Genomic DNA, 13,117 nt, shown 5'->3' on the forward strand with positions numbered 1-13,117 from the left:
TTATTTAGTTGTTTACTAAATGTAACCATTAAAATTACCTCCAACTTTGATAACAAGATTATAAAAAAATAAAAAATTAAAGTCAAGAACTAATTTTGTTTTTAACACTGAAGAAGGAGAATAAAAAAATTATAGGCATACAAGTACTGTATTACCAGCAAATAAAAATAATTAATGCAATATAGCAGATTTTAAAATTAAAAACGCATTTTAATTTAATTCTTTTGCTATAATTATATTTAAAATAACGGGGGTAATAGCCGATGACACGATTGCAGAAGATGGTATTAAAACCGAAAGAGCAGTTAGTAACACGGCTTTTCTTGTCGCCTAAATTAAAGCAAAATCTAACTGTCCTCTCATACAGTACCTATGACTTAATTAATGCCATGAAGGAGTTGAGCCTAAACAACCCGTTTGTGTCTTTGCGTGAACCCAAAGGTGAAATGCAAAATTTGGAATGGTTGCGGGCGCCTGAAGGTGAGAATCTAATCGATCATTTATTGATGCAGGTTAATTTAAGCGACTGGCACAATTGGGAAAAAAGTGCGGTTAAAGTTTTAATTTATCTGCTTGATAAAGATGGGTACTTAAGGATAAACTTAGCTAAAATTGCAGAACAAACAGAGTTTTCACTGGAGAAATTGACAAGGGCTAAAGATTTACTGCAAAGTCTTGATCCTTGTGGTATAGGTGCTGCGGATCTAAATGAATGTCTATTGCAACAAGCAAAGCAAAAAGCAGATTTTAATCCTGTAGCTCTGCAAATTTTACTTGATAATCAGCTGGAAATGCTGGCCGATCCAAAAGAGTGGCCTAACTCTAAGTTTTCAATATCCGAATTAAATGATGCACTGGCCAGCATACAAACACTGGATCCTACCCCAGCTAGCGATTATGTCGTTGAAAATAATACACAGTATTTATTTCCGGATTTGATTTATCGGGTAACGGACGGGCGCTTAACAGTTGAAAGCTTTCAAACCCAAATACCAGAAATGGTTTTTGACGAAAAAGCATATCATGAGTTAAAAGAGCAATCTGCTGCAACCAAATATTTTTCTGAACAAAAAGAGCATTATCTTGAACTGAAAAACGCAATTGAAGAACGGCAGAAAACCATCATGCGGCTGGGTAAGTATGTTGGTAAATTTCAACGTGACTTTTTGACTACAATGCAAAGACGCGAATTAAAGCCGTTGGGATTAAAGGAAACCGCGCAGGCCTTGAATTTGGCACCGAGTACTATCAGTAGAGCCATTAAAGACAAATATATCCAGTGTCAGAACAAGATTTTTAGTTTGAAGATGCTTTTTCCGCGTGAAGTGACGACTGATTTGTCTCAAGCGCGTATAGAATATGACCTGCAACAGATTATAAAAAAAGAAGATGTCCGCGCTCCTTTAAGTGATCAACAGCTGGTAGAAATATTTGCCAAACATGATGTGACTTTAAGTCGGCGTGTAATTGCCAAATACCGCAAAAAACTTAATATACCTAATAGCTATAGCAGAAAAGCCAAGCCAACAGATTAAATTTTGCAAGCAACTTCAATTTTCAACCCAGTCGAGTATTTAGTAATGAAAAAAGTGCTCCTAATAGCCAGATTAATGTCTAACTATTGTGGAGCACTTTATTTATGTCAGGATTTTTAAAATTTATAAATTACTTTTACGGTAAATCATTCCCTGCAGCCAGGTAAATGTCATACCATTCTTGAGCAGTAAGTGAGATATCTGCTCCTTTAGCACTATCAATGATGTGGGCTGGTGTCATAGTTCCAATAATAACTTGGGTATTTGCCGGATGTCTTAAAATCCAAGCAGCCGCAACTGCATTTTTAGAAACACCTTTTTGGTCAGCTACTTTTTGTAAAGCTTCGTTGACCTCTGGAAACTTAGGATTACCAATAAAATTGCCCGCAATTTGACCGTACTGGAAAGGTGACCAGGCCTGAACAGTCATGTTGTGTAAACGTGAATAGTCTAAAACGCCCCGGTCGTGGTCAATGCTGCGCTCATCCGTCATATTAGTGTGAATATTGAAATCAATCGGACCTGTGTGCATCACACTTAATTGCAATTGATTAATCAACAATCTTTGGCTGACTCCCGCTTGTAATAAGTCAACTTGCATCGGATTAAAGTTTGAAACTCCAAAGTGCCGCACTTTGCCGTCTCTTTGTAATTCGTCAAAGGCAGCGCCAACTTCAGCCGGATCCATTAAAGCATCTGGTCTGTGAAGCAGCAAGCTGTCTAGATAGTCAATTTTCATCCGGGAAAGAATACCATCTACTGCATTAATCAAATACTTTTTAGAAAAATCATACCTGGTTGTCTTATAGTCCAATTTAGGATTTTCGTAAATACCGGTTTTAGATTGAATATAAAAATCATCCCGAGTTAACGATGACTTTTGAAAGGCTGCTCCGAAGATTTCTTCAGATTTGCCATGACCATAAATATCAGCTGAATCAATATAATTAATTCCAGCTTCGTGGGCAGTTTCCAACGTTTTAACAGCTTCATCAACACTCAGTTTGTTCATGCGCATAATTCCCAGTGCAATGGCCGAACCAGTGAAGTTAGTATTACCAATTTTAATTTGTCTCATAATGTACCTCCTTTCTTTAGTATACGCTTTCTTTACCTATAATTTTTAAAAAGTGTAGTTTTAATTTACATTTAGCAATGATAACTAAAAACTAATATTTTTTTAAAAAATAATTTATTTTTATCATAATTTTGTATATAATAGATCTTACATAATTTTTTAATATTTTTAAAAACAGTAGGAGGGAAAATTATGAGTAATAAGATTGGAATTATCGGAGACGGCCACGTTGGCAGTACGGTAGCACAACAGCTGATATTAACGGGATTGGTTGATGATCTTGTTATGATTGATGTTAATGAAGCAAAGGTTAGAGCGGATCAGCTTGATTTTCAAGATGCCATGGCAAATTTGAAGCACCACACTACTATTACTATCAATGATTATTCGGCCCTCAAAGATGCAGATATTGTAATTAGTGCTTTTGGAAATATTGAGTTGGAAGCAGGCGGTGAACGTTTTGCCGAATTGAACTATAACCGTGAGCGGATTGGGGATATTGCGGAGTCAATTAAGAAAAGTGGCTTCAACGGTATTTTGCTTGCTATTACCAATCCAGTAGATGCAATTACTAATATGTATCAGGAATTAACTGGTTTACCGCGTAAACACGTCATTGGCACAGGTACTCTGTTAGACACAGCCCGCATGAAGCGTGCTGTTGGTGAGCGCATGAATGTCGATCCTCGTTCAGTGGAAGGCTTTAACTTGGGTGAACACGGTAACTCACAATTTACTGCTTGGTCAACAGTCAAAGTTTTGGAAAAGCCAATTACCGAAGTAGCTAAAGCAAAGCACTTAAAGCTTGAAGACTTAAATGACGAGATTAAGTTTGGTGGTCAAACAGTATATAAGGGTAAGCAATATACTAATTATGGAATTTCAGCGGCTGTGACTCGTTTGGTAGAAACTATTCAAAGCGATGCCCATACTGAAATGCCAGTTTCAAATTACCAGGAAAAATATGGTACTTACCTGTCTTATCCTGCAATTGTTGGTCGTGATGGTATTATTCAAACCGTTGAATTGACACTTACAGATGAAGAAGAAAAGAAGTTACAGTCTTCTGCTGCAACAATTAAAGAAAAAGCCAATAAGTAATTTATCTTATTTATTAAAAAGGTGGTCCTTTGACCACCTTTTTTTATGAAAAATATGATGAATTCTATTGTTATAAGGGGTATTCTTATAGTAATGAGTGGTTTTAAGGAGAAAGAATAGATAATTATATTCTTTCTCCTTATATTTCATTCCACTATGCAGATATAAACTAAACTCCCATTAAAAAGGTAAGCTTATTCATATGAAAAACATACTAAAAAGTAGAAACAACAGACTATATCTTCTATCAGTAATTACTGATAACTTCGGCAGTGCGTTAATGGCCTTTGTGTTACCATTGATGGTACTTGATATCACTAAAAATGGAATCCATTTGTCAATAATCTCTGTAATTCAAACCCTGCCTTTTTTGGTTCTTGGCCTCCCTGCAGGCGCAATCACAGATAAATTCGATGTCAAAAAAATTCTAATTTTCAGTGATTTAATTCGACTTGTCAGTTATCTAGTTTTTGCTACTGCGATTGCATTGCACTTAACAACAGAGTGTATAATTTTTGTTATCTATGCAGTTTCACTCGTTGTCAGCGTCACCAATACACTTAATACAGTATCAGAAATTACCTTTGTTTCTTTTTTGGTTGAAAAGAAAGATTTCTCTGAATTAAACAGTCTGGTTTATGGCATACAATATGCAGCTAATTTCGCACTGCCTATCGTAGGCGGCATCTTATATCAATTTATTTCGCACAGTATTTTAATTTTTATTTGTGCCTTTTTCTATTTAATTAGTCTTTTACTGGAAAAAATGATAAATCTGCGCTCCCAGGACACTTCCTTTACTGGACTAGCAGACCTGAAACCAGCACTTAAAACAGTAAAAATGGATATAAAAGAGGGCTTGAATTATACACTTAGTCTTCACTCTGTTTTATATCCATTAATACTGGCCGCACTAGTTAATATTGCTTCAGCAAATTTTGATAACGATAGTCTCATAATATTACGCACGCAAATAGGCCTTTCCTCTGGAAATATCGGAATTGTTTCCGCAATTGCAGCTATTAGTGCCTTAATAGGTACTTTGGTTGTTAATTGGTTAAATAAACGAGTTGGCTTTAATTTGTTGTTTACACTGCTAATTTTTACAGGCGCTCTTTTTCGTGCTGTTTTTGCCTTGTCTAAGAACGTATTGGTATTAGTTTTAGCTATTGCAGTTATTGCAATTATGGAATCCATCATCAATATTAGTATAATCATGAATAGGCAACAGCAAGTTGAGCAAAAATATCTGGGTCGAGTTACAAGTATCTATAAAACAGTATTAATCGGAGTAAATTCTTTAGGCTATCTTTTAGGAGGGCTTATTGCTAAGAAAATAGGCTCAAGATATGGCGTAGGGGTTTCTGCAATTGCACTCTTGGCAGTCACAGCGCTTAGCGCTTATCTGCTTGCGCCTAAAAAGAAACGTAATGAGTAAAACTTAATAAGAAACTGTTAAGCAGTTCTTTTGAGCTAATTATATCAACAAAGAGAATTTAACCATTCATAGTTGGTACGAGTCACTAGGATAAATATTAATCATGAGCAGTTTTTGACCATGATTCATCTCCAGACATAGCCCGTATTATAGCTTTATAGGGTACGATTGCCAGAGACCATCTGTAGATATCGAACATGATAATGATTCTGACCATATAAGAGAAACTTAGAGGGAAGTCAAGCCTGGCTTGTCGCCATTGTTTTATAATTAACAAAATGTTTGTTAAGACTTCAACGAAAAGCAAAACGCCAATAACTGCTAAACTAGCCCAGACGTTAGTTTTCATATAAATTAGTAATATTATTAGTGAAATTCCTGCGGCTGGCGTAACTAAAAGGGAAATTGCGGGAATAGTCAAAAAAGCTATTACAAAGACTTTAAACATTGATGGAATGGAAGATGATTTAATTATCTGCTTGCCATATTTATTCAAACACTGAAATCCGCCTTGGCACCAACGTGTGCGTTGGCGAACTAGTTTCTTATATTCAGTAACGCCTTCTTGTGCAATACTTACTTTGTTTATAAAGGTGCCACGATACCCTTTAAATAGGCCTTTGATTGAAAACTCGCAATCTTCGAGTAATGATGATGACCAGCCAACGTCATTAGTCATTTTTAAAGTCATAAATTGACCATTACCTGAAGCTAAAGCTGAGCCCCAACTAGTTCTTGCCATTTGCAAAAGGGAATTATAAACAGTGAATTCAAAATTTTGCATCACCGCAATATTTTGTTGCAAATTATAAATATTCACGCGTGTTTGCACTAAATCATAGTGGGAATGGTTAAAAGCATATACAACTTCCTTTAAGTAATTTTTTCCTGGAATACTATCAGCATCTATTACGCCAATAATTGTTTTGTCTTCGGGGTAATTCATTTTTGCAATGCGTTTGACTGTATATTCTAGTGCCGGGCCTTTTCCTTGCTGTGCATTAGGTTTAGTGCGATGTACAACCATGACATCAGGATGAGAAGCATACTTTTGTAGTAGGGTAGTGGTCCCATCGCTTGAATCATCATCAATAAATACTAGCTTGAGTTTGATAAAATCGTCACATTGTTTTTGCACATCTAATAATTTTGGTATATTTTTGCTTAGAGTTTGAAATTCATTCATCGCAGGGATTAACAAAAACATAGTATCAAAATCGCGGCAGCGCTCGCCGTACCTATCCTGTCGAACACGTCTGCTAAATGTCAGGCAAATCGTCCATAATAGATCAAGAATGTATGAACAGCCACCTAAAATTAGCATAATGGCTATCAATAATTTCATTTTATCTCCCTCCAGTTATTTTTTGGATACTATCAAAACGTTTTCAATTTATAATAACATGAATTGGTCTATACTTAAAATATTATCTTATATGTTTGTTAAAAATAATATTTGATAAAGCAATACGTATACCTTTATTGCTAAAGCCTATAGTTAAAGCTATAAGCTTGATTAAAATAAAATTCAGTTTAGCAATTTTTGGTCTAATTGCTTTTACTTATCAAACTAATAATAATAATATAATAAATAGATTTGATAATGTTATTGTTATTAAAAAATAGGATTTTTATTTTATACTGTTATTTAAATTTTGCTACGGCTCTAGCGAAATTAATCACTAAATCTTTTAAAGAATCATTTTCTGAAATTGATGTAATTTAAATCTTTATTACTGCATGTAAAAAACAAGCAGTTATTTGCTTGTCTTCTTTGCGTTTATATTTGATTCGGGAAATAATATTATTCTCCTTTAAAGGTGTTTTCTTCCACTTGGCGAATAAAGTCAGCTAAATGTTTGTAATAAACAGCAGGATTATCAACCATGTGGTGATGACCACCATCAGGAGTTGTTACTAAGCGAGAATTAGGAATCTCTTTTTGCATAATTTTAGCGGTAGCAATTGGCATTGTTTCATTTTCACCAAAGGTTAACAGTGTCGGCACCTTAATATTTTTAAGTTGATCTCTAAAATGCCACTCTTTTAATTTTCCGGTGATTACAAATTCATTGTCACCTTGAAATGCTTGGTAAACGGCGGTACCGCCAATATCTTTTAGATGGTATAGCTTAGAAGGTTGTTTACGGTCAACGAAGTTAATATTTAGAATATTGACATCTTCTTGGTAACGCTTGTTGTCGTAATCATTATTCTTTTCACATTCGTGCATAAAGTCAATTTCAGTTTGGGGCAACACCTCTTGGCGCCGGCGATTGACAGCTTCAACGTAATCATCAATGTCATCAACCATTGAAGAGATAATTGCGCCTTTTAAGTGTTGACCGTATTTGACAGCGTATTCTTGTACTAAAAGGCCACCCCAACTTTGACCGATGAGGTAAAAATTATCTAAACCCAGTTTTTGCCGTACTTCATCAACTTCATCTAGAAAATACTCGTAGGTCAAATATTTTTTAGCAATAGCAGGGTCAGAATAATCTGGTTGATCGGAATAAAGAGACCCTAGTTGATCATACATCGTTACCTGTACGTCCAACCCTTGTTTTTTCAGTTGTTCAGCAGTATCCTCCCAGTATTCATGGTTGCCTCCAGGACCACCGTGTAAAGCCAGCAAGTGAATGTTTCCGTGACCTTGAGTATTCGTCCACAAATGATAACCATTATCTAATGTAATAATCTTTGTGCCAGTTTTCATATTTTTCTCCTTGATACTTTATCTTTCACCATCTATTTTAGCTCATTCTTATAGAAAGAAAAGTAAATCTCAGATGAAAAAAATTAAATAGACGACTGAAAATAAGCGCTTCCGTGATACAATTAGTTTACTATTGTAGATAATAATAAAGGAGAATGAAAATGGCTGAACCCAAATGGTTAAAAGATATGAACCCTGAAGAATATTTAAAAGAAGATTTTGCTGCTACAGGCAAAAGTCGTTATACAGTTGAGGGATTAAAAAAAGAGGATCCTGATTGGCTTGATAAAGCAGCAGAAAAGACTCACGCTGCAACTGGCGACGACTATGTCAAGCTTGACAGTGGGTTATTAACAGTCAATCAAATTAACTGGATGTTGCGTAACACAATAGGCGAACTAACTTTTGTAGATGATAATAACCAATTCTTATGGTATAACCGTCCGGTTGATCCTAACACCAAGATGAAGGCTAAAAGAGTGCCCGCACAAGTAGGAGACACCATGGGAGAAGTTCATCCTGATGTTCGCGATGTCATTCCTGAAGCTAAAAAAGTTGTTCATGCTCTGCGCACGAAGGAAGCAGGGCATGATGCTGTTTATATGCCAGTACCAACAGGAAACCTTAAACAACTTGTTTTACATTATTACAAACGTGTTGAAGACGACGAAGGTAATTATGCTGGTATTTACGAATGGGTACAGGATCTTTATCCACTTGTAAAATACTTCTGTGAAACAACCGGACAAAAGTTGGTAGTTGATCCTGATGCTACAACGGGAGCTACGTACAGACGCAATTCTGATCCAGATGCTCAAACTGGAGCTTCAACTAAAGCCGAAGCTGCCGCAAAAGAAGAGATCAAAAAAGAAACTGAGCCGGACACAGCAACAGGTGCATCCCAAAACTAAGTTTAAATTAAATATTTATAAGTAGTAGTTAGACAGGTTCTAACTATTTTTTTGTTATACTGATAATATGTAGGCTTATAAACATAGTTTAGGTAAGCTGTTAGGGAGGAAGCGAACACTTTTAGCTATATTTGATAAAATTTAATTTAGTTAATATGTGGTTTTGATATTGCTATTAACTTATAAAAACTAGAATAAATTATTTTTAATAGAGGTAATTATGTTATGACTTTTTACACACTTAAATATATTGAGCAAAATCAAAATACAAGTAAAACCATTCTCTACATATTGATTGCAATTGCGGCTTTAACAATGATCGCATTCACAGTTTTGTATCTCAGACACAGATTCGATACTCGCTACCGGGATTTAGGGATCATTGCACTTTTATTTTTACTTTTATTTATGGGTACACAATACGAAAAATACGTGCAAACAAACGTAGTGAAATCTCAGTCTGAGCAAATTGCACCATTTATTAAATCAGTTGCTAAAGACCACAAAGTACCGGTTTCAGATGTAATGGTCAGTTCTACTACACTGCAAAACGGACTAATCGTCAGGGTTGACTCAAAAGATATTGACTATCAGCTGGAATTAAATGATGATAACAATTCATATTCTTTAAAGCAGGCTCATGTGATTAACCACACGGTCGACGTAAAGAATTAGGAGGAAATAATAATGAATTATACGCAGCTTTTTATTAAATTCGTATTAGGTGTGTTAACTTTAATTTTTCAAATAAATGTGTTTGGCAAAAGCAATATCGCTCCCACGACCGCTTTGGATCAACTGCAAAACTATGTTCTGGGTGGTATTATTGGTGGCGTTATCTACAATGCCAATATTTCCGTCTTGCAATTCCTACTCGTTTTGATCGTTTGGACTCTGGTTGTCTTTATCTTGAAATTTGCACGGGAGCACAGCAACTTTATTCGCGGCCTGATTGATGGCAAACCAATTCAAATAGTTAAAAACGGTCAGGTACTACCTCGTAATTGCTTGTCTGCCGGGCTGTCAGCTAATGAATTAATGTTCAAGTTACGCAGTCAAGGCATTTATTCTGTTGACCAAGTGAAAAACTGTATCTTTGAAAAGAACGGACAACTAACAGTTATTAAAAAAGATGAGAAAAATGTCCGTTTTCCTTTAATTAATGATGGTCAAATCAACCAAGATGTGCTTGAATCTATTAATAAGGATGAAAAATGGTTAAAAGAGCAGATCAAACAAGCTGGCTATAATGACCCTAGTGATATTTTCTTAGGAGAATTTGAAGATGGCCAGGTTTCGTTTACTGGCTACAGTCAAAAATAGAAAAGAGAACTAAATGGAAAATTTGAATAAGGCAAAGCAGTTAGTCCAAAACGCGGAGGCTGTGGTTGTAGTTGCCGGTAATGGGTTGGCAAAAGCTGAGGGACTTGACCTTTTAGGTCAAGCAGATTTTGAGCGTGATTTTCCCAGCATTGTTCAAAAATATGACGTTCATTCAGTCGGATACGCACTTGATCAACATATTCCCTCATGGTCTGAGAAATGGCAATTGTGGTCAAGCCTTATTCAAAAATACTCCTTTGATTATTGCCCAAGTAGTGCATTAAAAAGTCTATTGCATTTTCTTAGTCATAGACAGTATTTTGTTGCCACTTCAGCATTTGGTCACTTTTTCGAAACTGCCGGTTTTGACGAAAGCCGTATTTTTAACGTGTTTGGTGATTGGACTAAAGCACAATGTTCGAGTGGGATCAATCATGGTCTTGCAAACATTCAGACTGCAGCTGAAAAAATTTTTGCAGCCCAACCAGGCGCTGCTATCGAAAAATTAGTACCAAAATGTGAGGTATGTGGTCAGCCATTGGAAATACATCTGCCGCTTAATGACCATTTTTATCCCGATACTGTTGCCAATTCCCGTTTTCGCTGGTTTTTAACAGGTAATGAAGATAAAAAGACTGTCTTTTTGGAATTGGGAGTTGACGAAACCAGTCCGCAGCTGCGTGAACCAATTGAACATTTGGTTGCAGAATACCCACAATGGTCTTATGTAGCTGCAGATTATCCGCAGGAGACATTGTTACCGGAAATTCAGGAGCGCAGTGCCGGTACAAATGCAGATACAATTAGTTTAATTAATAATCTTGTAACGGAGTAACTGATTCTCAATGAGTATTTATGTAAAAAATGGTGTGCTCCATGTTTCTGGCGTTCAGAATAAAATACGGGGCAAAGGTCAGGAATGGCCCGACTTTATTTCCGACTACACTATGCTTGATATCGAAACCACAGGCTTAAATCCCTACCGCGATCATGTAACTGAACTGGGTGCAGTTAAAGTCCGCAATAACAAAGTAGTGGCTGAGTTTAGCCAATTGGTTGTTTATCCCCGGTCGAACCGCGTACCTAGTTTTATCACCAAGCTAAATGGTATTACTGAAGAGCTGCTTCTTAAAGAGGGAATACCGGTAAAGGAAGCAATGACAGCTTTTCGCTCATTTATTGGTGATGATATTATCATTGGCTATAACGTCAATTTTGACTTGAACTTCTTATATGATTTGGCACAAAAATTTCATTTGCCTAAGCTAAATAACAATTATGTCGACGTATTACGTCTGGCCCGTGTCTATTACCCCATGCAACATAACCGGCTGCTTGACTGCATTCAGCGAGCTGGTATTGCACAAGTTGAACAGCATCATGGCTTAGATGATTCCCTTGATACTAAAAAAGTCTATGATGATTTTCGCCAGCATTTTACTCCTGAGCTTTTGCAAGAAGCACAAGGTAAGCTCAAAAATATCGATTTACTGCAAAAAGAACTGGAGGTTTGGGAATTGGGCTTTCGCAATCCGGTTAATAATAAAAAGATCGCCTTTGCTCCTGAAGTAGAAATGGATAGCGCAGAAGCCGTTAAAATGGTAAATAATATGAACGGTATAGCCCAAACCGGTGTTAAGCCGGATACAGACTATTTAATTATGAGTGATGACGGCTTTTTTAGTAAAAGTAATCCGGAAACTCTTAAGGCCAAAGAATATAATCATGCTGGCAGCAAGATTAAACGGCTATCTGAAAGCTATTTTTTAAATATGCTTGATGAATGGGCCAGAAGTTAAAATTTAAGCAAGGAAATTGTTCAACCTTGCTTTTTTATTGTTCCCTGTTGCAAACAACAGTTCGATTAGCTATACTTAATTATTATTAACTAAGGAGCAATGTGAATGGCACGCAGGAGGAGCAGACGAAACACTAAAACAACTAATGCAGATTTTTGGGCAATAGTCATTATTATCCTATTTTTATTCTGGTTTGTTTCAACTAGAGGTGGGTCAGATCCTAGTGGCCATCAAACGATGGATAGAGTAACTCGTAATGACCAGCAAAAGGATAATAAAATAGAAAAAGCCAAGCCTGCTGCTAAAGTTTATGGTGGGCTGTCCAACCAGGACTATCAAAAATTGGCTAATTTAGATTTTAAAAGTGGTAGTTCTTCTTATATTACAGTTAATAATGACCATTCAACTTTAATTAAAAATGCCTGGCGCGTTAACCGGGTCATTTATTCTGATTTGGACAGCTTAAATCGTACTTCCCACTCCAACACGGCTTTTTTGCAAAAACGCAATGTAGCAAATGATAGTTTAAGGGTGCGCCAATTTGTCGAACCTACGGGTTGGCATTATAACCGGCGTAACGGTACACAAATTTATAATCGTGGTCACCTCATAGCTTATTCGGTTTCGGCAGGTATTGATCTTGAAGGCAATTTTAATCCGCGTAATCTTTCAGGCGACCAAAATAATCCGAAAAATCTGTTCACCCAGTCTGCTTTTTCAAATCAGAGGATCCAGACAATGTTTGAGAGCCGTATTCGTGTAGCTTTAAGGCAAAATAAAAAAGTAATTTATCAGGCTACACCCATATTTCGGGGTAATGAATTAATGGCACGGGGTATTAATTTACAGGCTGTGTCAACTGATGGCACACTGGATTTTAACGTTTATTTATTTAACGTCCAGCCAGGTTATTCCTTTAACTATAATAATGGTCGGGCTAAAGTCAATCATGAAATTTATGTTAAAGAAAACTATTAGCATAGCTTTCAAGTCAAAATTTCTCCTTTAAAAATAGCCAAATGTTCGGATAAAATAATAATTAATATATATAGAGATTAACTAAAGTGGCAGCAAGATTTACTGCCGCTTATTCTGTTTGCAGCAAAGTAATTAAAAAGGAACAATAAAAGTTATTTGTTAATAATAATTAGCAATTTGTAAAATAATTACGAATATTTAGCTCTAAAGCGGTCATATGATAAGAAAATTACGA

At 36.0% G+C, this 13,117-nt stretch carries 12 protein-coding genes; 9 read left to right on the forward strand and 3 right to left on the reverse strand.

Going from position 1 to position 13,117, the window contains the following annotated elements:
* Nucleotides 1–263: 263 nt before the first annotated feature.
* On the forward strand, nt 264–1,535 hold the full coding sequence (gene rpoN, locus AAA915_RS04475; protein ID WP_338200185.1) for an RNA polymerase factor sigma-54: 1,272 nt from the start codon (nt 264–266) through the stop codon (nt 1,533–1,535).
* Nucleotides 1,536–1,671: 136 nt separating this feature from the next.
* On the opposite strand, the gene AAA915_RS04480 is transcribed toward rpoN, so the two are convergent.
* A complete protein-coding gene (locus AAA915_RS04480) occupies nt 1,672–2,613 on the reverse strand; it encodes an aldo/keto reductase (protein ID WP_338200187.1) in 942 nt (313 codons plus the stop codon).
* Nucleotides 2,614–2,805: 192 nt separating this feature from the next.
* Between AAA915_RS04480 and AAA915_RS04485 the strand changes: the two genes are divergently transcribed.
* Both AAA915_RS04485 and AAA915_RS04490 read left to right on the forward strand, forming a co-directional pair.
* Nucleotides 2,806–3,714, forward strand: coding sequence for an L-lactate dehydrogenase (locus AAA915_RS04485; protein WP_338200189.1), 909 nt, complete (start codon nt 2,806–2,808; stop codon nt 3,712–3,714).
* A 202-nt stretch (nt 3,715–3,916) separates the two neighbouring features.
* Nucleotides 3,917–5,152, forward strand: a complete 1,236-nt coding sequence (locus tag AAA915_RS04490) for an MFS transporter (protein ID WP_338200191.1) — start codon at nt 3,917–3,919, stop codon at nt 5,150–5,152.
* Nucleotides 5,153–5,249: 97 nt separating this feature from the next.
* Here AAA915_RS04490 and AAA915_RS04495 read toward each other — a convergent pair whose 3' ends face one another.
* A complete protein-coding gene (locus AAA915_RS04495; RefSeq protein ID WP_338200193.1) occupies nt 5,250–6,497 on the reverse strand; it encodes a glycosyltransferase family 2 protein in 1,248 nt (415 codons plus the stop codon).
* A gap of 459 nt (nt 6,498–6,956) precedes the next feature.
* The gene (locus tag AAA915_RS04500; protein WP_338200195.1) at nt 6,957–7,871 is read right to left on the reverse strand and encodes a proline-specific peptidase family protein; all 915 of its coding nucleotides are present in this window, start codon (nt 7,869–7,871) and stop codon (nt 6,957–6,959) included.
* Between the two features lie 161 nt (nt 7,872–8,032).
* On the opposite strand from AAA915_RS04500, the gene AAA915_RS04505 reads away from it, so the two are divergent.
* The 6 genes from AAA915_RS04505 to AAA915_RS04530 all read left to right on the forward strand — a co-directional run bounded on the left by AAA915_RS04505 (nt 8,033) and on the right by AAA915_RS04530 (nt 12,882).
* On the forward strand, nt 8,033–8,782 hold the full coding sequence (locus tag AAA915_RS04505) for a PAS domain-containing protein (protein WP_338200197.1): 750 nt from the start codon (nt 8,033–8,035) through the stop codon (nt 8,780–8,782).
* A gap of 225 nt (nt 8,783–9,007) precedes the next feature.
* On the forward strand, nt 9,008–9,457 hold the full coding sequence (locus AAA915_RS04510; RefSeq protein ID WP_338200198.1) for a DUF3290 domain-containing protein: 450 nt from the start codon (nt 9,008–9,010) through the stop codon (nt 9,455–9,457).
* Nucleotides 9,458–9,469: 12 nt separating this feature from the next.
* Nucleotides 9,470–10,105: a DUF421 domain-containing protein gene (locus AAA915_RS04515; protein WP_294605815.1), complete on the forward strand. Its 636-nt coding sequence runs from the start codon at nt 9,470–9,472 to the stop codon at nt 10,103–10,105.
* Nucleotides 10,106–10,118: 13 nt separating this feature from the next.
* A complete protein-coding gene (locus AAA915_RS04520) occupies nt 10,119–10,940 on the forward strand; it encodes an SIR2 family NAD-dependent protein deacylase (protein ID WP_338200201.1) in 822 nt (273 codons plus the stop codon).
* A gap of 10 nt (nt 10,941–10,950) precedes the next feature.
* The gene (locus AAA915_RS04525; RefSeq protein ID WP_338200203.1) at nt 10,951–11,904 is read left to right on the forward strand and encodes an exonuclease domain-containing protein; all 954 of its coding nucleotides are present in this window, start codon (nt 10,951–10,953) and stop codon (nt 11,902–11,904) included.
* A 105-nt stretch (nt 11,905–12,009) separates the two neighbouring features.
* Nucleotides 12,010–12,882, forward strand: a complete 873-nt coding sequence (locus AAA915_RS04530; protein ID WP_338200205.1) for a DNA/RNA non-specific endonuclease — start codon at nt 12,010–12,012, stop codon at nt 12,880–12,882.
* The last annotated feature ends 235 nt before the right edge of the window (nt 12,883–13,117 follow it).

Source organism: Lactobacillus rizhaonensis (assembly GCF_036246345.1).
GTDB classification, from domain to species: Bacteria; Bacillota; Bacilli; order Lactobacillales; family Lactobacillaceae; genus Lactobacillus; species Lactobacillus rizhaonensis.

What these genes read in the sequence shown, in the direction of transcription:
- AAA915_RS04495 (WP_338200193.1), bottom strand. Translation starts at nt 6,497, where the DNA reads ATGAAATTATTGATAGCCATTATGCTAATTTTAGGTGGCTGTTCATAC.
- AAA915_RS04530 (WP_338200205.1), top strand. Translation starts at nt 12,010, where the DNA reads ATGGCACGCAGGAGGAGCAGACGAAACACTAAAACAACTAATGCAGAT.
- AAA915_RS04505 (WP_338200197.1), top strand. Translation starts at nt 8,033, where the DNA reads ATGGCTGAACCCAAATGGTTAAAAGATATGAACCCTGAAGAATATTTA.
- AAA915_RS04510 (WP_338200198.1), top strand. Translation starts at nt 9,008, where the DNA reads ATGACTTTTTACACACTTAAATATATTGAGCAAAATCAAAATACAAGT.
- rpoN (WP_338200185.1), top strand. Translation starts at nt 264, where the DNA reads ATGACACGATTGCAGAAGATGGTATTAAAACCGAAAGAGCAGTTAGTA.
- AAA915_RS04490 (WP_338200191.1), top strand. Translation starts at nt 3,917, where the DNA reads ATGAAAAACATACTAAAAAGTAGAAACAACAGACTATATCTTCTATCA.
- AAA915_RS04520 (WP_338200201.1), top strand. Translation starts at nt 10,119, where the DNA reads ATGGAAAATTTGAATAAGGCAAAGCAGTTAGTCCAAAACGCGGAGGCT.
- AAA915_RS04515 (WP_294605815.1), top strand. Translation starts at nt 9,470, where the DNA reads ATGAATTATACGCAGCTTTTTATTAAATTCGTATTAGGTGTGTTAACT.
- AAA915_RS04500 (WP_338200195.1), bottom strand. Translation starts at nt 7,871, where the DNA reads ATGAAAACTGGCACAAAGATTATTACATTAGATAATGGTTATCATTTG.
- AAA915_RS04525 (WP_338200203.1), top strand. Translation starts at nt 10,951, where the DNA reads ATGAGTATTTATGTAAAAAATGGTGTGCTCCATGTTTCTGGCGTTCAG.
- AAA915_RS04485 (WP_338200189.1), top strand. Translation starts at nt 2,806, where the DNA reads ATGAGTAATAAGATTGGAATTATCGGAGACGGCCACGTTGGCAGTACG.
- AAA915_RS04480 (WP_338200187.1), bottom strand. Translation starts at nt 2,613, where the DNA reads ATGAGACAAATTAAAATTGGTAATACTAACTTCACTGGTTCGGCCATT.